This is a genomic window from Bowmanella yangjiangensis (assembly GCF_017255015.1).
In the GTDB taxonomy this organism is placed as follows: Bacteria; Pseudomonadota; Gammaproteobacteria; order Enterobacterales; family Alteromonadaceae; genus Bowmanella; species Bowmanella yangjiangensis.
In genome coordinates, this window is record NZ_JAFKCS010000003.1 from 145,275 (window position 1) to 166,580 (window position 21,306).

Genomic DNA, 21,306 nt, shown 5'->3' on the forward strand with positions numbered 1-21,306 from the left:
ATGAAAGACGTGGTAATAGTCGATTGCATCCGCACCCCCATGGGTCGTTCCAAGGGTGGCGTATTTCGCAATGTGCGCGCCGAAACATTGTCTGCACAGTTGATGACCCAATTGCTTGAGCGCAATAGTGCGTTAGATCCAAGCGAAATTGACGACATCATTTGGGGTTGCGTACAGCAGACCAAGGAGCAGGGTTTCAACATTGCCCGTAATGCCCAGCTGCTGACGAATATTCCTCGCTCTGTACCGGCGGTCACGGTGAACCGCTTGTGTGGCTCTTCCATGCAGGCTTTGCATGATGCGGCTTGCGGCATCATGGCTGGAAAGGGCGACGTGTACATCATAGGTGGTGTGGAACACATGGGTCATGTACCCATGAACTTTAATATCGATTTCCACCCAGGCCTGGCGAAATACACCGCTAAGGCCTCCGGCAATATGGGCATGACTGCCGAATTACTGGGCCGCCAAAATGGCATCACCCGTGAAATGCAGGACGTATTTGGCGCCCGTTCACATCAGCGCGCACATCAGGCAGCCCTGGAAGGGCGCTGGGCATCAGAAATCGCCGCCATTGAAGGCCACGATGCTGACGGCGTACTGACGCTGGTAGATTATGATGAGGTTGTGCGCCCGGATACCACGGTAGAGACGCTGGCAGGATTACGGCCGGTGTTTGACCCGGTTAACGGTACCGTTACCGCCGGTACGGCATCGGCCATTTCCGATGGCGCCTCAGCCATGCTGGTGATGTCCGCTGATAAAGCCAAAGCGCTGGGTCTGAAACCTCGCGCCAAATTGCGCTCGATGGGGGTAGCTGGTTGTGATGCGGCGATTATGGGCTACGGGCCTGTACCTGCCACCAAAAAGGCACTAAAAGCCGCTGGTATGAGTATGGATGATATTGAGATTGCGGAGTTCAATGAAGCTTTTGCTGCGCAAGCGCTGTCCTGTATCAAACAGTTAGGCTGGCTGGAAAGCTACGACGAAAAAGTTAACCTTAATGGCGGCGCCATTGCGCTGGGGCATCCATTGGGCTGCTCAGGTGCGCGTATCTCCACCACTCTGATCAATCTGATGGAGGCTAACGACAAGTCTGTTGGTCTCGCCACCATGTGTATTGGTTTAGGGCAGGGTATCGCTACCGTTTTTGAACGAGTCTAATCTTTTTTAGTTAGACACCCATGGATAACAAACGCCGCATCAAGCGGCGTTTTTTCTACTCACTCAATAACTGGTGTAACCAAGCGCGGGCAAACTTACTGTCGCGTTCTATGGTTTTGCTGGATAGCCCCAACAGCTCGCCGATCTCATCATTGGTCATGCCTGCAAAAAACTGCAATTCAATGATTTCAGCCTTGCGAGGGTCCTGACTGGCGAGTTGAGTGAGGGCATCGTCCAACTCCAACACCTCCATTTGCGATGTTGAATTTGCCAGCATGGATTCATGTAGTGTCAGGCGCTGACCATTTTCTCCGCGCTTCTGGCGGGCGTTTTGCCTGGCATGGTCGACCAAAATACGTCGTAAAGTACGGGCGGCCAGTGAGAAAAAGTGGCGCCGGTCATTGCAACTGAGATTAGCATCGGCCAGTCGCAAAAAGGCCTCATTGACTAGTGCCGTGGCTTGCAGGGTGTGGCCTTTTCGTTCTTTGGCCATTTCCTTACAGGCCAGCCTATGCAGTTCCTGGTAGATTAATTCAGTGACCTGAGCGAAGGCATCCGAATCGCCTGACTGCCAGCGGTCCAGTTGTTGTGTAAAAGAGGCGGAGGTAATCATATAAGCCTTATTCTGCCAGTCAGGTTCAGTAACAAAGACTTAAAGGACTATAAACGAGTCAGGCTGGTTCGCAAGAGGTCATGCATGTGCTTGTTCTGGGTAATTTTAATTGAAAATAAAAAAATATCGTTAATTCATGTCTGAATTTTCTCCCCAATAGCGCTTTTAGGTGTGATGGCGATTTAACGGCCATCAAGGAATCGTTATCAGGAGAACAGAACATGAAAGCATATCGTGCATTATTGACCGGTCTGTGCGCCGGAACGTTAAGCGTTACTTTGAGTGTCCAATGTCTGGCGGCGAATGAAGTACCTATAGAGCCGAATGCTGTTCAAATTCAGATGTCGGACGAATTGGACCAGCAATTACGCTTGTTTGGCCTACAAGGTAAACCAAGCAGTATGTTGCAAGGTTGGAAAGACGTTATGCTGGAGCTTGAGGTGCCAGGGGTTGCGGAAAACACCCCAGTGCAAGACGAAGCTCTGGTTAAGTGGCTGGCTGAACCTTGGTTGCTGACCCAGCACATCACTTCTGTGCAAGAGTCACTGCTGGCTAAACATCGTCAGCATTCATTAAGTGAAGAAACCAAGATGGTTTTACAGCGCCTGACATCTATTATGCTGCTGGAGCGTAATCTGGCAGAACCGGGTAGTGAAGCCACGGGAGTACTTTTTACCCGCCGTTTGGACACCCTGCACGATGAGCATGCCTATAAAAATGTGACACTGTATCGCTCACTGCGCAATTTAATTGCAGTTTGGCAGCGTACACCAGAAGTGTCGTCCAGCCTGTTTGCCCGAGGCACCCCTGCCGTACAGGAGGTCAGGGAGGAACTGCTGAGTGGCAATCTGGATGAAGCGGGGATCGCACTGTACTCGCTGGCAAAGGTGAATGCTGAGATGGTGCTGGCCAGACAACATAACCAAAATGCAGCGTATTAATTGCTTAAAACTAGAGATATAGAAATGAAAAAGCCGCATTTGTATGCGGCTTTGTCTTATCAGGCGCCGTATGGATGGCGCAGAACTATTGTCTCAACCCGATCCGGGCCAGTAGAGACGATATCAACCGGCACATGCGTCAGTTCTTCAATACGCTTGATGTAGTCGCGTGCGGCTTGCGGCAGCGCATCCAACGTCGTGGCACCGAAGGTATTTTCGCTCCAGCCGGGCATTTCTTCATATACCGGGGTGACTTTCTCGTATCCGTCAGCAGCCATGGGCGGTACGTCACGCACGGTACCGTCTGGGAATTTGTAGCCCACACAGATTTTCAGGGTTTCCAGGCCGTCCAGCACATCCAGTTTGGTCAGACAGAAACCGCTGATGCTGTTGATTTGTACAGCGCGCTTCATCGCTACGGCGTCAAACCAACCGGTGCGACGCTTACGACCTGTAGTGGCACCGAATTCATGGCCTTTAGTACCCAGGTGGTTGCCAATTTCGCAGTTTAGCTCGGTAGGGAAAGGACCAGACCCAACACGAGTAGTGTAGGCTTTTACGATACCCAGTACGTAATCCAGGTTTAACGGACCGAAACCGGCACCTGTGGCTACGCCACCGGCTGTGGTGTTGGAAGACGTTACATACGGATAAGTACCGTGATCGATATCCAACAACGTACCCTGTGCGCCTTCAAACATAATGGGGTCGCCATTCAGGCGGGCTTTGTCGAGCATATCCGGCACATCAACCACCATGGCTTTAATCACATCAGCGATAGCCATAGTCTGCTCCAATACTTCCTGATAATTCACTGGCTCAACTTTGTAGTATTGGGTCAGCGCGAAGTTATGGAACTCAACAATTTCTTTCAGACGAGCAGCGAAAGTCTCGGCGCAGAACAGATCGCCAACGCGCAGGCAGCGACGTGCAATCTTATCTTCATAAGCAGGGCCAATGCCGCGGCCGGTGGTACCTATAGGGTTATTACCACGGGCTTTCTCGCGGGCTAAATCCAAGGCGACATGGTAAGACAAAATCAGGGGACAGGCTTCGCTGATAACCAAGCGCTCTTTTACTGGTACGCCGCGTTCTTCCAGCATCTTGATTTCTTTCATCAAGGCTTCAGGGCTCAGTACTACACCGTTACCAATTACACAGGTGACGTTGTCACGCAGTACGCCTGAAGGGATCAGGTGCAAGACGGTCTTCTCTCCGTTGATGACCAGAGTATGACCAGCATTGTGACCACCTTGGTAACGTACAACGAATTTGGCCTTGTCTGTTAACAGATCAACGACCTTACCTTTACCCTCATCACCCCATTGGGTGCCGAGCACTACAACGTTTTTTGCCATGGATTAAAAAGAGGTCAGAAAATTAGGCGGGGATTCTATCAAATTTCGAGCAGTCAGATCATCTGTTTTCCGGGAAATACCCTAACAGGAGTGTTAATTCCTTGCTGCCATGGGAAATTTCCGGTCAACTCAGGAGAAAATACAGTGCCACCAGACCGATAGTGACCATAGTTCCGCCCATTGTGCGCAACTGTTGCGGCGCCTGGCTGGCAAGCTGATGCATAAAATTCTGCCAGCGATTAGGGAATAGTAAGGGCCCGATACCTTCCACTATTAATACCAAGGCCAGTGCTATCCATAAGGTGTCGGTCATGGCGCTTCCTTCAGGCAGCTAAGATCATATTCTGCCGCATTGTGGTAAATGGCAAAACCAAAGCGTAATCTGTCGCCTCTGGCATCGGTAATTACTCCATGGTTGCTCAGTTGCTGGTGCAACTGCTGTACCTTATCAGCGTTGTGCAATTTAAAAGTCAGAAAATGACCATGATACGATAGCTCGTTGACCAGTAGGTTGTTTCTGTTCAGTTCCGGGTGCTGCAATGTATCCAGATGCTGCAAAAATGCTTGTTGCAGGCCTTGAACATAAGCGTGGATAGTCGCCACATCTAATCCTTGTTGCTGATACAACTGCTGCACGGCGGCCAAACGATACAAAGGGGAAAAATCCATGGTGGCACCCGCAAAGCGCATACCGTTGGTGGCGTAGTTTACTTGGCCTGTCTTGGCCTGGTCGAGTTCGCCGAATTCGGCAAACCAGCCTGTATAGGCGGGACGCAACTGACAATTAGGTGGAACGTGCAGGAAGCAACAGCCTTCTCCTCCTTGCGCATATTTGTAGCCACCGGCCAGATAAAAGGCGCGTCCGGCGATGGCCGACAAGTCGGTTGGAATAGCCATAAAGCCATGATAACCATCGATCACAACAATGCTATCAGCGGATGCTTTCGCGACCAGGCTTTCCAAGTCTTTGACCGCCAGGCCTGAATTAAAAAACACCTGGCTGACAAAAATAAGGTCCCAGTCATCTGATTGGATCGCCTCGGCAAAGCGCTCTTCAAAGTTAGCAAAGGGCAGGGTTTCAATACGACAAAGGCTGAGATTGTCGAACTCGTCCAGGCGGCTGATTTGCCGGTTAAAACTATGAAACTCACTATCGGTTGTGAGGATCTTCAGCGGCTTTTGCCAGTCCAGGCAACTGAGGATGCGGTATAGCAATTCATGGGTGTTGGGAGCAAAGGCCAGTTGTTCTGGCATGCCGGTATTCAAAGTGTTAGCAATAGATTGTTGGACTTGGGGCAGTTTCTCGCTAAACAAATGCTGCCATTTGTCGTCCACCAGTGCCGCCGTGTCATCCCAGTATTGCAGCATGGCATCACGGGTGACATCTGGCCAGTAGTGATGACTGTGGCAGGCAAAATGCTGTCTACCCTTATTGGCGTCGAGAAAGCGGCGGTACAGATGTTGGTACAAGGTTGGCCTCTTGCTAATAGCAAAAGGGCCCCTGGGGGCCCTTTATCAGTTTTGCTTACCTTTAGTGTTATTCATGTAGCGGAAGAAATCGCTGTCCGGCTCAAGAATCAACACATCCTGCTTGCTATTGAAGCTCTTACGGTAGGCATCCATACTGCGCAGGAAGGCGTAGAACTCCGCGTTTTTGGTGTAGGCGTCGGCGTAAATTTTGGCCGCTTCCGCATCACCTTCACCGCGCAGTTTTCTGGCGTTACGCTCTGCATCTGCCAGCATTACTGTTACCCGGGCATCAATGTCAGCGCGGATAATTTCTGCCTGCTCACGACCCTGAGAACGGTGCTCCTTGGCTACGGCAGCACGCTCGGCACGCATACGCTCGAAGATAGAGTTACTGATTTCCAATGGCAGGTTAATCTGCTTAACCCGCACATCGACAATCTCAATACCCAGTTCAACGGCGCTCTCAGCCGATTGTTTCATGGCTTTGTTCATCAGCTCTGAACGCTCGCCTGACACAATCTCGGAAATAGTGCGGCTACCAAACTCGGTGCGCAATCCGTTGTTAACCTTCTGCTTTAACAGCGTCTCGGCCTGGTCCTTGAATCCACCTGTGGCCAGATAATAAGTAGCAAAGTCCTTAATGCGCCATTTCACATAGGAATCAACGATCAGGTCTTTTTTCTCTGCTGTTACGAAACGGTTTGCGCCGTCATCCAGGGTCTGCACCTTGGAAGTCAGTTGTTTTACCGTGTCGATAAAAGGTAACTTCAGATAAATACCCGGCTCGTAAACGATGGTTTGTCCGGTCTCGGCGTCACGGCGGACCTTACCAAACTGAATGACAATGCCGCGGTAACCTTCTTCAATCACAAATACCGAACCGAAGCCTAGGATTACGAGCACGATAATCAGTGCAATACTAAAATTTTTCATGCCTTACTCCCTCCCGGTGCGGAATCTGTCAGATCTGGAACCTGTGCTACTCGTGTTGCCGTTGGCAGACTGGTTTTGCGTGTTGGTTCGTAGGCCTTCCAGGGTATTAGAGGACACAGGGGCCGAGGTGGCGCTGTTCTGACGCTCCAGAATTTTATCCAGCGGCAGATACATCATGTTACCGCTACCTTTATTGTCCACCATGATCTTGCTGGTGTTACCGTAAACCTCTTCCAGAGTCTCCAGATAAAGACGCTGACGGGTTACTTCCGGTGCCGCAACATACTGTGGCAGTAATTCTTCAAAGCGTGCTACTTCACCGCGGGCTTCCAGGGTGACACGTTGCTTATAAGCGGTGGCTTCCTGTTCCATCCGGTTAACCTGACCACGCGCTCTGGGTTCGATTTCCCTGGCATAGGCTTCGGCTTCACGGATATAACGCTGTTCGTCTTCCTGAGCGGCAATCGCATCGTCAAATGCTGCTTTCACCTCTTCAGGTGGACGGGCGTCTTTGAAGTTGACGTCCAGAATTTCAATACCCATGCTGTAAGGAGCAATAATACCGTTTAGCTCGTCACGCACTTCCTGACGGGCCACTTCGCGGCCGCGAGTCAATACTTCATCCATTTTGGAATGGCCGACTACATAGCGGATGGCTGCGTCCAAGGCATGACGCAAACTTTCATCAGGATCTACAACCGCAAAGGTATATTTGAAGGGATCCATCACTCGGTATTGGATTTCCATATCGACTCGTACCACATTCTCATCTTCGGTCAGCATAAAGCCTGAAGACGGCATGGAACGCACCGATTGCACGTTAACCGGATAAACGGTATCTACAAAGGTGGGTTTCCAGCGTAAACCTGGTTCCTGGAAACTGTGGAACTTACCAAAGCGCAGCACAACACCACGTTCTGCTTCTTTAAGGGTATAGAAGCCACTGATAAACCAAACGGCGATTAAAATGCCGACGATTAAACCCAGACCGAGACCACCGACACCTTTACCGGATGACTTATTGCCCCCGCCAAAGCCACCGAGTTTGTCGAAGAACTTCTTGAAAACCTCGTCCAGATCAGGAGGACCCTGATCGCGGCTGCCGCGATTTTTCCAGGGATCGTTATTGTTGCCTCCAGGCTCATTCCAAGCCATGTGTTTCTCCGTATTGATAGAAAAATAATTCAGACGTTAATGTTTGTGGACAACAAAGCTGGTCAGCTCATGGCTCACATTCTTTTCCAAGCGATGCCAGTCTTTAGCAGGCATCCTGACATCCACTACCCAATCGCCGTCTTCGGCATAAGACTCCGCCGAAATGCAATGCAGGTTATATAAAGCGCCACGTAATTTCCCCTCTCTGGGAGGAATTCGCAGTTGGTACTGTACCATGCTGCGTCCCAGGCAGTCAGTCAACGCCTGGAACAACAGTTCAATACCTAAACCTTGCTGAGCTGACAACCATACCCTGATAGGACGACCTTCTTCATCTCTATCTATGCGAGGTGTCATGCCTTCTAGCAAGTCGATTTTGTTACAAATCGTCAATTGCGGAACTTCGCCAGCATCGATCTCTTCCAGCACCTGGTTGACCTGATCGATATTGTCTTTATATTGCTCATCGGCGTAATCCACCACATGTAGCAATAAATCCGCTTCCTGAGTTTCCTGCAAGGTTGCCTTAAAGGCCGCAACCAGATCATGGGGGAGGTGGCGGATAAAACCAACCGTATCGGCCAATATAGCCGGGCCCACATCTTGTAATTGTATCTTACGTAAAGTCGGATCAAGCGTAGCAAATAGCTGATCAGCAGCATACACACCAGCCGCAGTCAGGGTGTTGAACAAGGTAGACTTTCCGGCGTTGGTATAACCAACCAAAGACACTGTCGGAATCTCTGCGCGGGTTCTGGCCCGGCGGCCCTGTTCACGCTGTTTCTGTACCTTTTCCAGACGCCTCAAAATGTGGTCGATTCTGGCTCGCAGTAAACGACGGTCTGTTTCCAGCTGGGTTTCACCCGGACCGCGCAAACCTATACCACCTTTTTGCCTTTCCAGGTGAGTCCAGCCTCGGATCAGGCGGGTAGAGATATGTCTCAACTGCGCAAGCTCAACCTGCAACTTACCTTCGTGAGTGCGAGCCCGCTGGGCAAAAATATCCAGAATCAATCCAGTGCGATCCAATACACGGCACTTACAAAGCTTTTCCAAATTGCGCTCTTGTGAGGGGGACAGGGCGTGATTAAAGATCACCACATCGGCACCAGATACTTGTACCTGTTGCGCGATCTCTTCGGCTTTGCCGCTACCGACAAAATATTTGGCACTGGGACTGGAACGGGAACCCTTAACCAGACCAACAGCGTTAACTCCTGCAGACGAAACCAGCATCTGCAATTCGTGCAAATCTTCTCTGCTGCTTTCGTCGGGGAAGTCTATATGTACCAGTACAGCCTGCTCACCTGCTTCATAACGGTCAAACAAGCGTCATCTCCAAAAGGAATGATTAGTCCTCGTCATTATCTTGGTTTGACGGAGGATTAGCAATCATAGGAATTGGACGAGCTGGCACTACAGTTGAGATTGCATGCTTATACACCATCTGGCTGACAGTATTTTTCAACAGAATCACAAACTGGTCGAAAGATTCGACCTGTCCCTGCAACTTGATGCCATTGACCAGATAAATAGATACCGGTACACGTTCTTTTCTCAATGCATTTAAAAAGGGATCTTGCAGTGATTGGCCTTTCGCCATTTTCATTATCCTTTTATTTTTATTATCTCAGTGCCTCAAGCACAAATGAGACACCTCGCCAGCTTTTCGATTATACAGTTTTTGTACTGCCTGTATAGCTACAGGCCGTTAAGGTTCGGGGCTTTACAGCTTTTCCGCGACCAGTGACAAGTTGTCTTTTGCAAAAGTATCCAACCAGTGAATATTTTGCCAGCCACGTAACCAAGTTAACTGGCGTTTAGCTAATTGTCGGGTCGCTACTATAGCGCGATAACGCATCTCTTGATGGTCATACCTGCTATCCAAATACTCCCACATCTGACGATAGCCAACACATCGCATTGAAGGCAAGTTTAGATGCAGATCTGCTCTTTCGTAAAATTTTTTTACTTCGTCTTCAAAGCCTTGCGCCAGCATCTGATCAAAACGCAAGGCAATACGATTATGTAACACGTCTCGGTCTTGTGGCGCTATAGCAAATTGGAATACCTGATAAGGTAATGGGGGCGTTTTTTCCTGAGTCAAGTCGGTGAGACTTTGACCGGTAAGATAGATCACCTCCAGAGCACGGGTTAGGCGTTGCGGGTCATTAGGGTGAATGCGAGCAGCAGACACAGGATCCTTTTGCATAAGTTCATCATGCAGTGCCTGCCAGCCATCACTGGCTGCACGTTGTTCTATTTCGGCACGTACTGTCGCATCAGACGAGGGAAGCGGGGAAATACCCTCCAGCAAGACCTTGAAATACATCATGGTGCCACCCACCAACAAAGGAATTTTTCCTTTGGCCTGGATGTCGGCCATTTCACGTAGCGCATCCTGGCGAAAATCGGCTGCAGAATAGGCCTGTGAGGCATCCAATATGTCGATTAATCTGTGAGGTGCCTGACGTAACTCGTCTGCTGAGGGTTTGGCCGTGCCGATATCCATATCGCGATAAATCATCGCCGAGTCGACACTGATAATTTCGCAGGGATAGTGCTGAACTAACTGCATGGCTAAATCCGTTTTTCCTGAGGCTGTTGGCCCCATCAGAAATATTGCCGGAGGCAGGTTAGTTTGCATAGGCTTGAATCCATTGTTCCAAAGGCAGGGGGCTGGCTTTGTTGTTGAGTAACTCTTCCAGTAAGGCCTGCTGTTCACACCACTGCCACCACTGCTTGACTTGCTCTTCTGAATACACTTGCTGCTTATCGGCCACCTTGTCTAACAGACATTCCATTTCCGCTCCATGCGGACAATCCAGTATCAAAGGTAACAGTTCGGGCCAGTTTAGCTGGCGCAGTCCCGCTGGCACCTGTTTGAGCATCAGCTTATGTCTGTCATAACTAAGCACAAAACCAAGGGGAGCTAGCGCGGCTTGTTTAGTTTCCAGGTCAATATCTGGCAAGCTTTGCAAACTGAGAGCCACCGGCATTAGCAAGGGTTGGCTGACGGCTGATGCCAGACTGTGTTTTATCTTCAGTTTATGGAGTTCTTTCACCGGCAAAAGACAGCAAACCTGATTGTGATTGAGCAGCAAATAGCGTTGTTGAACGAGTAACCAGGGATAATGGCTGCCGATGGCCTGAGGAGATGGTGTCGGCGTTTGCATCAACTGCTGATAATGCTGAGCGCCGCGACTGGAGACACCGCCACTCTGGTAGTGGCCTGGCGATTCGGTCACCTTGCTTTGTAATGGTTTGATGTAATTGTGGTTTGGCTCCGCTGCTGGAATTTGTCTGATTGGCGCTGAGGTACTATCTTCCTGGGCAATTTCAGCAGTAGCCTGGTTTAGTGCATCCTGCAGGGCCCGAAAAATAAAATCATGTACCAATCTTGCCTGATGGAACCGGACTTCATGTTTGGCCGGATGCACATTCACATCGACTTCCCTGGCATCCAGTTGAAGATAAAGTACATAGGCGGCATGCCCTTCAGGAGGCAGTAATCCTTCAAAGGCTTGTCGAATTGCGTGATGAATTAGCTTGTCACGCATCATTCTGCCATTTACGTAAAAATACTGATGATCTGGCGTGTTACTGCTCTGAACGGCCAACCAGCCGTGTAAATGCAGCCCCTGATACTGGCTTTGAATGTTCAGAGCATGTTCGCCAAATCCTGCACTGCATACCAGCGCCACGCGCTTTTGCCTGGAGGCCTCAGTATTGGCTTTGGGATAATGACGCAGCAACTTACCGTTATGCTTCAGGCTAAAGGCGACATCAAAGCGCGATAGGGCGATGCGCTTCAAGGTTTCATCAATGTGTTGAAATTCGGTTTTTTCACTGCGCAGAAATTTACGTCTGGCCGGTGTATTAAAGAACAAGTCCAGCACTTCGACACTGGTACCATCAGGGTGTGCCGTCGGCTGTAACTGCACGGCCATGTCCCGCCCTTCGGCTTTTGCTTGCCAAGCTTCAGACTGGGTCGCAGGTTTGGAGGTCAGGGTTAGGCGCGCTACCGAGCTGATACTGGCGAGGGCTTCACCGCGAAAACCCAGGCTCATGATTTGCTCTAAGTCATCCAAGCAACTTATTTTGCTGGTGGCATGACGACTAAGGGCTAACTCAAGTTCATCACGGGCAATACCGCTACCATTATCTCGGATCAGAATTCGTTTGTGGCCGCCACGGTCAATTTCCAAATCAATTTTATCAGCACCGGCGTCCAGGCTGTTTTCAACCAGCTCTTTAATCACTGATGCAGGGCGTTCTACTACCTCACCGGCGGCAATTTGGTTGGCGAGGCGGGCAGGTAATATCTGTATTGGCAAGGTGTTCTACTGCTAGTTAGGTATGGTCAGGACTTGTCCGATGCGAACCATATCCGAGTTCAGGTTGTTGGCGGCCTTTAGCTGACTGACCGGCACGTTGTAGCGTTGGGCCAGCAAGGACAACGACTCTCCTGGTGAAACCTTGTGGGTGCGATTGTCGCGCTTGTTCTTAGCCCACAAGGTACCGTCAGGCGGCATACGCTTAAAGTAGCGCTGCACCGCAACATACATGGCTTCAGCTAAATCTTCGCGAAACTTTGCCCAGTTTAAGTTCTTTTCTTCGGCTTTATTGGAAATGAAGCCGGTTTCTACCAGGATGGAGGGAATATCTGGTGAGGTTAGCACCGCCAGACTGGCCGCTTGCGGTACTGATTTATGTAACTTGGTGATTTGCTTCATTTCCTTCAGCACTTCACGGCTGACTTCATAGCTGGTGGAAATGGAGTGGTCCATCGACATATCCAGTAGAGCCTGGGTCAGGTAGCGCTCACTTGCGGTATCCTGAATAACCTCGGCGGCACCACCAAGCAGTTCGGAATGTTTTTCGCTGTTTTCCAGCCAGCGACCCAGTTCAGAGTTAGCGCGGCGCATTGACAATACCCACACAGATGCGCCACTGGGCTGTGGGGTGGTATAAGCATCGGCGTGAATAGATACGAACAGGTCGGCTTTGCGCTGTCTGGCCATATCGGCACGTTTATTGGGGTGTATGTAATAATCGCCGGTACGGATCATGGCCGCTTTCATACCAGGGGTTTTGTTAATCCTGTCTGCCAGCATTTTGGCCACGCTCAGCGTAACGTTCTTTTCATAACTGCCGGAATAACCAATTGAGCCGGGGTCTTCTCCTCCGTGCCCGGCGTCAATAGCGACAACGATATCGCGGTTCTCACTTTGATCACTGCGCTTAACATTTGCCGACACGCTGTCGCTTTTTCCTCCGATATCTATAACCAGACGGTTTCCATAGGGGGCTGTGGGAGGCAAGGCAAATATTTGTGTGTCGACGGCTTCTGTGAGATCAAAGACAACGCGAATAGCGTTTTTGTCTTTTGCATTACTGTAGCGAAGTCGTTTGATTAACTTGCTGTCGTTCTGGATTTTTGAAAAATCCAGGCTTTTGCGGGTATTGGCCAGATCAATGACTAACCTGGTTGGGTTTTGCAGGGGGAAATAGGTGAACTCAGGGGCGTCCTGCATATCGAATACCACCCGGGTATTCGAAGGCGAAGGCCAGATGCGAACACCATCTACCTGATTTTGTGCGACTACCAGCGAACTGAAAAACGCCAGTAATAAGGTCAGCCAAAAATAAATTCTCTTATGTGCCATGCGCTCTATTATAGTTTTGCAAGCAATGCTTCTCCTCGTTCAGACAAGGCAAGCAGCTCAAAGGTTCGGCCAGGGTCACTAAACGCTATGTTAATCTGCAAATCCGCCGGGGCCAAGAGTTGCCCTCCTTTTTGCGGCCATTCGATTAAACATAGACAGTCGGGTTCAAAATAATCTCGGATACCAATAAATTCCAATTCTTCGGGATCGCTGAGGCGATACAGATCAAAGTGGAATATCCGCCAGTTGCCCACCTGATATGGCTCAACCAAGGTATAAGTCGGGCTTTTCACTCTACCGCTGTAGCCTAGCGCCTGGATAAAGCTGCGACAAAAACTGGTTTTGCCAGCGCCTAAATCACCGTGCAAATAAATCACCGTAGCACTGTCACAAGCCTTGGCCAGCTTGGCTGCCAATTCAGCGGTGGCCTGCTCATCATTTACATCTACGCGTATCGTCATTTAGCGATTAACCAGTTTTCGTATAAAGGGCAACAAATCACTGGCCATCATACCACGTTCTCCGCTTTGTTGTGCAGCTTGGTCTGCCGCCGCGCTATGCAGGCTGGCGCCATACACGGTGGCTTCATCGTTACTTAACCCCTGAGCCACCAAACTGATAATTACCCCGCTAAGCAGGTCACCCATCCCCGGGCTGGCCATGCCGGGGTTGCCGTTGGTTAGTACTACATGTTGCTGCTGCGTTGCAATCAGAGTACCTGCGCCTTTGAGTAGTACAGTGGCTTTATATTTCTGCTGAAGCTTGCCGAGTGCCTGGTAACGGTTATCTTCAATATCTGTTATCTGGCAGCCAAGCAACCTGGCTGCTTCCCCTGGGTGCGGAGTAAGTATGCAGTGGCTGGGTAATGCTCGTGACGAAGCAGCCAGTAAATTCAGGGCATCAGCGTCCAACAACAGAGGCTTAGGCTGCGTTGCTACATAGTCCAGCACCTGATTGAAGAGATAACTGGCCCAGGTATCCTGGCCGAGACCCGGACCTAGGACAATACAGCTGGCCCACCCCAATAATGCCTTGAGGTCGTCGCTGTCCGCCAGCATCAGTTCTGGTAACCCCTGGCTGACCAACTGGCGATTTTCTGGGTGACAACAGGTTTTGACTAATCCGGCGCCTGTTCTAAGTGCCGCTTCACTAGTCAGGCGTATAGCCCCTGGCATACCGCGATTACCACCAATACATAGCACACGGCCAGCGCTACCTTTATGACTGTTTAGGGCACGGCGAGGCAATACGGGCAGATAATTAAAATCCAGCAATTGCGCGCAAGGTGTTGCCAGTGATTGAAAAGTGTCGGCAATACCTAAATCATCGAAGATCAGCTTGCCGCTTTGTTGTTTGCCCCGCCCTGTTACTAAACCAGGCTTGATACCAACAAAAGTTATGGTTTGGTCGGCGCAGACTGCTGCGCCTGCCGACGCACCGGTATCGGCAATTAACCCAGAGGGAATATCCAGGCTAAGCACGGGGATGTCGGCGTTTCGCAACGTCTCAATGACTTCTGCATAGGGCGATCTGAGCTGCCCTCGCGTACCTGTACCTAACAATGCATCGACAATCACCTCTGCATCAGCAAGGGATTGTGGCCAGCGGGTGGTTGTTCCCCCTTCGGCTACCCATCTGTTGCTGGCTTCGGTGGTATCCTGGCTGAACTTGGATACATCTCCCAGCAGTACCAAGCGAACATGCAGACCGGCTTGTTTGGCCAAACGTGCCACAACAAATCCGTCACCGGCATTATTCCCCTGACCACATAGCACCAGGATCCTCTCTGCGTCCGGATAATATTGCTTAAGTGCCCTAAAAGCAGCCGCGCCAGCCCTTTCCATCAGCTCATACATGCTGACTGCGGCCAGCTTGGCAGCCTGGGCTTCATGGTTTCGTACCTGGTCTGCGCAAAACACTTTGTGTGCTAGACTGGCAGGCAATTTTAAGACGAACTGTTTCAATGGCCGAACTCTGCGAAAAGGTCTTAGTGGACCTGACTGAACATATCAAGAGCTGGGGAAGAGCGCTAGGCTTTCAACAGGTGGGTATCTGCGATGTGGATCTGAGTCGTCATGAAGCACATCTGCAGGCCTGGCTGGATAAGGGCATGCATGGTGAGATGCAGTTTATGGCCGAACATGGCATGAAGCGGGCCCGTCCCGATGAGTTGCTGCCCGGTACCTTGCGAGTGGTTAGCGTGCGCATGGACTACCTCCCCCCTGATGCTGGCTTTGCCCGCAATTTGAAAAATCGTGAGCAAGCCTATATCAGTCGCTATGCCCTCGGACGCGACTACCATAAGTTACTCAGGCAGCGGTTGAAAAAGCTAGGTGAGATGATTCAGCAAAAAATCAGCGAGTTTGATCTGAGTTATCGTCCTTTTGTGGATTCTGCGCCGGTATTGGAACATGCAGTAGCTGAGAAAGCCGGTCTGGGCTGGACAGGCAAGCACTCACTGACCATTAATCGTCAGGCAGGCTCGTGGTTTTTCTTAGGCGAGCTGTTTATTAACTTGCCACTGCCGGTGGATCAACCTGTGGAAGAGGGCTGTGGTAGTTGCACGGCCTGTATCACTATTTGTCCCACGGGCGCCATTGTTGCCCCTTATGTGGTGGATGCCAGGCGCTGTATTTCCTATCTGACCATTGAACAAAAAGGGGCGATACCGGAAGAATTCAGACCCCTGCTGGGTAACCGCATCTACGGCTGTGATGATTGCCAGTTGGTCTGCCCCTGGAATCGTTACGCACAGCTTACCGATGAAGCCGACTTTCATCCGCGTCAGCAGTTGCAAGGTAAAACCTTGCTGGAGCTATTTAGCTGGGATGAGGCGACTTTTTTGAAAAATACCGAAGGCTCGCCCATACGTCGTATCGGGCATGAACGTTGGTTGCGCAATATTGCGGTGGGATTGGGGAATGCCCCCTATTCGCCAGATATAGTTGATGCATTGCAGCGTCAGCGGGACGCCAATACTGAAATGGTAAAAGAGCACATCGATTGGGCACTGGCTCAGCAGGCTGATAAAAAGCCTGGTCAACCTGACAGACAAACGCTGCGATTAATTCGCAGTGTGGAAAAAGGGTTGCCCAGAGACGCTTGATGTGCCCTTGCCTTCAAAGGTCGGTAGTCAAGACTGCCGACCTTTAAGAAGCTTCTTTAGGCTTTATGGTATTGCTGACTGTAGCGATGCACGGCGTCAACGAATACCTTGGCATGCTCTGGTGGTACGTCCGGGTGAATACCATGGCCCAGGTTAAATACATGACCGCTACCTTCACCAAAACCGGCCAGAATGGATTGCACTTCTTGTTCGATTCTTGCGGGTGGTGCATAGAGCATGGAAGGATCCATATTTCCCTGTAGCGCTACTTTGTCACCAATTCTGGCTTTGGCGTCGGCGATATTAATTGTCCAGTCCAGTCCCACAGCATCACAGCCTGTTGCTGCAATAGCCTCCAGCCACATACCACCATTTTTGGTGAATAACGTTACTGGTACACGGCGCCCTTCGTTTTCACGGGTCAGGCCGTCGACAATTTTGTGCATATAGCGCAGTGAGAACTCTTCATAATCACGCGGAGACAACACGCCACCCCAGGTATCAAATATCATGACGGATTGGGCGCCAGCGGCGACTTGTGCGTTCAAATACAGGATGACCGAATCTGCCAGCTTATCCAGCAACAGGTGCAGGGCGGCAGGTTCGGCAAACGCCATCTTCTTGATGATGTTGAAGCTCTTGGTCGAGCCGCCTTCCACCATATAAGTCGCCAAGGTCCAAGGGCTACCAGAGAATCCAATTAAAGGCACCTGGCCGTTCAGGCCTTTACGGATAGTGCGTACGGCGTCCATCACATAACCCAGTTCTACTTCCGGATCAGGAACTGGCAATGCTTGAATCGCCGCCATATCGCGCAATGGGCGTTCAAACTTGGGTCCTTCGCCGGTTTCAAAATACAGACCCAGACCCATGGCATCCGGAATCGTCAGAATATCGGAGAACAGGATGGCGGCGTCCAAATCAAAACGGCGAAGAGGTTGCAGAGTCACTTCGCAGGCCAATTCAGGGTTTTTACACAGTGACATAAAATCTCCCGCCTGCGCACGGGTTGCGCGGTACTCGGGCAAATAACGGCCGGCCTGGCGCATCATCCATACAGGAGTGATATCCACAGGCTGCTTAAGTAACGCCCTCAAATATCTGTCATTTTGTAGTGGTTGCATGTGCTGCTCCTGTCTGATGCGCTAAAAAACCCGCGCATTCTACCAGCTAATACGACATCGATACACCAAGCAATCCTTGCGATGAATCAACGTTTGAAGCTTTAAATGAAATGCTATTCATCCTATTTGAGGCATGAAAGCTTGCACTGCTTCGATATTCTTTGCTATAAAACCTCTGCGCTAGTGAAATCAAAATAAAAGAAGCCCGGTTACGGGACCTCCACGCTAAAATATTTAAGCCTTACCGTTTTCGGTAAGGCTTTTTTATTTTTGGCCTACCCGATCCGCATATCGGGGGGCGATGGTTTTTTGTTTTGTGCTATCACCGCTTGGTTGATAAAGCAAAAATTACAAAGCTTTTAAAGCTGCGCTTTGGACTATTACCCACCTTAGCTTTTCCATAGCAATACAATAGGACGCCGATTTTGTCTTGTTGACTGCCGATTTTCTTATAGTGTTTTGGCTGCTGCTCGCACTATTATTTTAACACTATATTAACGAACGATTGGTTGGCTGGTTCAGTCTTCCAAGTTCTGTCAGATGAGAGACAACCCTTTTGTCATCCGCAACTTAGCCGATCGAAAACTATCAGGCTCTGCGAATCTGAATGTAAAAACCTGTGCACCCTGCACAGGATGAGAAAAAAGGAAAACGCATGCTAAATCGTTCCGTTCTATCTGTAATGCTACTCGCCTCTTGTGTCTTTGCCGTTAGCGCAGCCGATAATCAGCTTTCAGAGAAGGAAAAAGCAGAGGGGTGGGAACTACTGTTTGATGGTCAGGACTTATCACAGTGGCGTAATTTCAAGCGCGATACATTGAGTGATAAGTGGCAGGCAAAAGACGGTGTGTTGCAACTATCCGGCGCTGGTGGTGGCGATATCCTGACCAAAAAGACCTATGAAAATTTCGAGCTTCAGGTGGACTGGAAAATTTCCGCGGGGGGGAACAGCGGTATTTTTGTGTTGGTAGATGAAACCGGGAATGCCATTTACTCCCATGCGCCTGAAATTCAGATCCTGGATGATGCGCGCCATTCAGACAATAAGATTGATTCTCACCGTTCCGGCTCACTCTACGATTTACTCGCAGCGCCCGCATCTGCGCAAAAGCCAGCGGAAAACTGGAATCACGTGGTAATCAGATTGGAGCAAGGCCATTTGCAGGTATGGCAAAACGATGTGGTTACAACCAGTATCGTGATTGGCAGCAGCAGTTGGAACACGCTAATGGCCGCCAGTAAGTTTGCCAACTGGGACGGATTTGCAAAGCAGCATAGTGGCCATATCGGTCTGCAAGATCATGGAGACCCCGTTTATTTTAAGAATATTAAGATAAAGGAGTTATGAGTATGAGGGACAATCGCCACGAAGTAATTGTGGTGGGCTCTGGTGCGGGCGGCGCCATGGCTGCTTATACTCTGACCAAATCCGGGCATAAGGTACTGATGCTAGAAGCTGGCAGAGACTACGACCCGAAAACTGAAACACCGATGTTTAAGCGAAACGGTGATGCGCCACTAATGGGGGCTGCCACAAGCGACAAGCATTTTGGATTTTACGACGCCACAGTCGATGGCGGTTGGCAAGTTCCGGATGAGCCATATAGCGTTGCAGAGGGTGATGATTTTTACTGGTGGCGAGCCAGAATGCTGGGGGGGAGAACCAATCATTGGGGACGTTTCTCTTTACGCTTCAGTGAGCATGACTTTAAAGGTAAGAGTCGGGATGGGTTAGGTGCCGACTGGCCATTTGACTATGCCGAACTGGCCCCCTGGTATGATAAAACCGAAGAATTGGTCGGTGTTTGTGGCACCAACACTGGGTTGGACGATATGCCACCTTCAGCCGAAGGCGTATTGCATCCACCTCCGCAACCGCGCGTGCCAGAGTTGTTGATTGCCGCCGCGGCTAAAAAACAAGGTATTCCCATGGTGCCAATGCACCGAGCGGTGTTGACCCGTCCCAAAGATGACCGTGCGGCCTGTTTCTGGGCTACACCTTGTGGCCACGGTTGTTCAATCGGCGCCGCCTTTCAAACTACCACCTCGTTACTACCTATGGCCAAAGCAACGGGGAATCTGCAGATCATTACCCAAGCCATGGTGAAGTCAGTGGATACTGATGATCAGGGCAAAGTGATAGGGGTGACTTACATTGATAAAGCGTCTGGTCACACTCACAACCTAAAGGCGAAAGTGATCATTCTTGCAGCCAGTGCGTGTGAGTCTGCGAGAATACTGCTGAATTCTAAGAGCCAACATTTTCCTGATGGATTAGCAAATTCCAGCGGTCAGGTTGGTAAAAATTTGATGGATTCAACCGGTGCTCATCTTGGTGCAATCATTCCTGCTCTCAAAGGGAGACCAAGGTATAACGAGGATGGGCATACCTCCAATCACCTGTTTATCCCTTGGTGGGGGCATGCCGCTCAGGCAAAAGGTGAACTGGATTTTCCACGGGGTTATCACTTTGAGATCGGCTGTGGTTTCCGGGAGCCTGGTGCAGGCGTTTCAGGTTCCTTACAGGGATATGGTAAGGCGGTAAAACAACAGGTCTGGGACAACTACGGTGCTTATGTGGGATTTTCGCTGCGTGGCGAAATGTTACCCAACCCCGATTCTTATATGGAGATTGACGAGAGTGTTCGGGATAAGTGGGGAATACCGGTATCCAAGTTTCACTTTAAATGGTCCGAGCATGAGCTCAAACAAATTGAGCATGGCTTAAAGACGGCAAAAGCACTGCTGGAGACCATGGGGGCGGACGTTGGAGAGTTGCCATCTGCCGAACAGGCGATATCCAAAGGGGGCTCAATTATTCATGAGGTAGGTACCACCAGAATGGGCAGCTCCGCAGAGAGTTCAGTGACCAACCAATGGGGGCAAACTTGGGACTGCGACAATCTGTTTGTGATGGATGGTGGTGTTTTTGCTTCCAATCCACATAAGAACTGCACGCTTACGATTATGACCCTGGCAATGCGCAATGCATCCTGGCTGTCGGCACAATTGAAAGGTGGGGTAATCTAATATGTCAGAAAACATCACTCCTTATCAGTATTTACCTAACATGAGTCGTCGTGAGTCGCTTAAATGGTTGACTGTGTTAGCGGCCAGCGCTGTTGTGACCTCAGTGTCAGGATGCAGTTTTATCAGCGAAACTGAGCCTGTCAAGGTTGGACACTGGCCTGATCTGACCCCAACTCCCATTGAGGTTGCAGGGTACGGTACCGACCCCAATTTGATTTTACCTCCTGAATCCCCCTGGCCCAGAACCTTGTCCTCCACACAACTGACGTTGGTTGCGGTGTTATCGGACATCATCGTACCAAGAGATGGGGCGGTGCCGTCTGCCACCGAGGTAAAGGTGCCGGATGTTATCGACGAATGGGTAAGTGCTCCTTATCAAACGCAGCAACGTGACCGGCTGGTTGTTTTGAATGCATTAGCCTGGATTGAGGAGGAATCGCAGCGCCGGTTTAACCTTGGTTTTGTCGGACTCAGTGGCGAGCAGCAGTTAAAGATTATGGATGACATTGCTTACAACAATGCGCAAACCCCTGAGGAGTTCAAACGTATTGCTAAGGCGTTTGACCGATTCCGTGGGCTGGTACTGGCGGCGTTTTATACGTCACCTGAAGGTAGTAAAGATATAGGCTATTTGGGCAATGTCCCCATTGCTGGAGACTATCCCGGGCCAACCGAGGAAGCCCGACAGCACCTTGAACAGGTTCTGGCATCACTCAAGTTGTCTGACTACGCCTATTCCTGAA

At 50.2% G+C, this 21,306-nt stretch carries 20 protein-coding genes; 6 read left to right on the forward strand and 14 right to left on the reverse strand.

What is annotated here, in order from left to right; translation table 11 throughout:
* On the forward strand, window positions 1–1,164 hold the full coding sequence (gene fadA, locus J0A65_RS05130; protein WP_206593054.1) for an acetyl-CoA C-acyltransferase FadA: 1,164 nt from the start codon (window positions 1–3) through the stop codon (window positions 1,162–1,164).
* A gap of 55 nt (window positions 1,165–1,219) precedes the next feature.
* Here fadA and J0A65_RS05135 read toward each other — a convergent pair whose 3' ends face one another.
* Complete coding sequence (locus J0A65_RS05135; RefSeq protein WP_206593055.1) at window positions 1,220–1,777, reverse strand: sigma-70 family RNA polymerase sigma factor; 558 nt, start codon at window positions 1,775–1,777, stop codon at window positions 1,220–1,222.
* A 221-nt stretch (window positions 1,778–1,998) separates the two neighbouring features.
* Between J0A65_RS05135 and J0A65_RS05140 the strand changes: the two genes are divergently transcribed.
* Window positions 1,999–2,718: a hypothetical protein gene (locus J0A65_RS05140; RefSeq protein WP_206593056.1), complete on the forward strand. Its 720-nt coding sequence runs from the start codon at window positions 1,999–2,001 to the stop codon at window positions 2,716–2,718.
* Between the two features lie 59 nt (window positions 2,719–2,777).
* Here the strand turns inward: J0A65_RS05140 and J0A65_RS05145 are convergent, their stop codons facing one another.
* From J0A65_RS05145 to J0A65_RS05200, 12 genes are all read right to left on the reverse strand, one after another.
* Window positions 2,778–4,076, reverse strand: coding sequence for an adenylosuccinate synthase (locus J0A65_RS05145; protein ID WP_206593057.1), 1,299 nt, complete (start codon window positions 4,074–4,076; stop codon window positions 2,778–2,780).
* 124 nt (window positions 4,077–4,200) lie between these two features.
* A complete protein-coding gene (locus J0A65_RS05150) occupies window positions 4,201–4,389 on the reverse strand; it encodes a DUF2065 domain-containing protein (protein ID WP_206593058.1) in 189 nt (62 codons plus the stop codon).
* Window positions 4,386–5,546 (reverse strand): aminotransferase class V-fold PLP-dependent enzyme, encoded by a 1,161-nt coding sequence (locus J0A65_RS05155; RefSeq protein ID WP_206593059.1) that lies wholly within the window; start codon window positions 5,544–5,546, stop codon window positions 4,386–4,388. The genes J0A65_RS05150 and J0A65_RS05155 overlap by 4 nt, the downstream gene beginning before the upstream one ends.
* 45 nt (window positions 5,547–5,591) lie before the next feature.
* Window positions 5,592–6,479: a protease modulator HflC gene (gene hflC / locus J0A65_RS05160; RefSeq protein ID WP_206593060.1), complete on the reverse strand. Its 888-nt coding sequence runs from the start codon at window positions 6,477–6,479 to the stop codon at window positions 5,592–5,594.
* A 3-nt stretch (window positions 6,480–6,482) separates the two neighbouring features.
* Complete coding sequence (gene hflK / locus J0A65_RS05165; protein ID WP_206593061.1) at window positions 6,483–7,634, reverse strand: FtsH protease activity modulator HflK; 1,152 nt, start codon at window positions 7,632–7,634, stop codon at window positions 6,483–6,485.
* A 36-nt stretch (window positions 7,635–7,670) separates the two neighbouring features.
* Window positions 7,671–8,963: a ribosome rescue GTPase HflX gene (gene hflX, locus J0A65_RS05170; protein ID WP_206593062.1), complete on the reverse strand. Its 1,293-nt coding sequence runs from the start codon at window positions 8,961–8,963 to the stop codon at window positions 7,671–7,673.
* Window positions 8,964–8,985: 22 nt separating this feature from the next.
* Window positions 8,986–9,237 carry an RNA chaperone Hfq gene (hfq, locus tag J0A65_RS05175; protein WP_206593063.1) on the reverse strand — a complete coding sequence of 84 codons (252 nt, stop codon included), beginning with the start codon at window positions 9,235–9,237 and terminating at the stop codon, window positions 8,986–8,988.
* Between the two features lie 123 nt (window positions 9,238–9,360).
* Entirely contained in the window at window positions 9,361–10,281 is a 921-nt protein-coding gene (miaA, locus tag J0A65_RS05180; RefSeq protein ID WP_206593064.1) for a tRNA (adenosine(37)-N6)-dimethylallyltransferase MiaA, read from the reverse strand.
* On the reverse strand, window positions 10,271–11,971 hold the full coding sequence (mutL, locus tag J0A65_RS05185) for a DNA mismatch repair endonuclease MutL (protein WP_206593065.1): 1,701 nt from the start codon (window positions 11,969–11,971) through the stop codon (window positions 10,271–10,273). Before mutL ends, miaA begins: the two co-directional genes overlap by 11 nt.
* 12 nt (window positions 11,972–11,983) lie before the next feature.
* A complete protein-coding gene (locus J0A65_RS05190) occupies window positions 11,984–13,303 on the reverse strand; it encodes an N-acetylmuramoyl-L-alanine amidase (RefSeq protein ID WP_206593066.1) in 1,320 nt (439 codons plus the stop codon).
* An 8-nt stretch (window positions 13,304–13,311) separates the two neighbouring features.
* Window positions 13,312–13,764 (reverse strand): tRNA (adenosine(37)-N6)-threonylcarbamoyltransferase complex ATPase subunit type 1 TsaE, encoded by a 453-nt coding sequence (gene tsaE / locus J0A65_RS05195; protein ID WP_206593067.1) that lies wholly within the window; start codon window positions 13,762–13,764, stop codon window positions 13,312–13,314.
* Window positions 13,765–15,267, reverse strand: coding sequence for an NAD(P)H-hydrate dehydratase (locus tag J0A65_RS05200; protein WP_232849757.1), 1,503 nt, complete (start codon window positions 15,265–15,267; stop codon window positions 13,765–13,767). It abuts the gene before it with no gap.
* On the opposite strand from J0A65_RS05200, the gene queG reads away from it, so the two are divergent.
* Window positions 15,267–16,409, forward strand: coding sequence for a tRNA epoxyqueuosine(34) reductase QueG (gene queG, locus J0A65_RS05205; RefSeq protein ID WP_206593068.1), 1,143 nt, complete (start codon window positions 15,267–15,269; stop codon window positions 16,407–16,409). The two genes, J0A65_RS05200 and queG, sit on opposite strands and share 1 nt — an antisense overlap.
* A 56-nt stretch (window positions 16,410–16,465) precedes the next feature.
* Here the strand turns inward: queG and hemE are convergent, their stop codons facing one another.
* On the reverse strand, window positions 16,466–17,533 hold the full coding sequence (gene hemE, locus J0A65_RS05210; RefSeq protein ID WP_206593069.1) for a uroporphyrinogen decarboxylase: 1,068 nt from the start codon (window positions 17,531–17,533) through the stop codon (window positions 16,466–16,468).
* A gap of 655 nt (window positions 17,534–18,188) precedes the next feature.
* Here hemE and J0A65_RS05215 point away from each other — a divergent pair.
* Genes J0A65_RS05215 through J0A65_RS05225 form a run of 3 tightly spaced genes read left to right on the forward strand, consistent with a single transcriptional unit; the run spans window position 18,189 to window position 21,305 of the window.
* A complete protein-coding gene (locus tag J0A65_RS05215) occupies window positions 18,189–18,881 on the forward strand; it encodes a 3-keto-disaccharide hydrolase (protein WP_206593070.1) in 693 nt (230 codons plus the stop codon).
* Window positions 18,882–18,883: 2 nt separating this feature from the next.
* On the forward strand, window positions 18,884–20,563 hold the full coding sequence (locus J0A65_RS05220) for a GMC family oxidoreductase (protein ID WP_206593071.1): 1,680 nt from the start codon (window positions 18,884–18,886) through the stop codon (window positions 20,561–20,563).
* Between the two features lies 1 nt (window position 20,564).
* Entirely contained in the window at window positions 20,565–21,305 is a 741-nt protein-coding gene (locus J0A65_RS05225; RefSeq protein ID WP_206593072.1) for a gluconate 2-dehydrogenase subunit 3 family protein, read from the forward strand.
* Window position 21,306 lies beyond the last annotated feature (1 nt).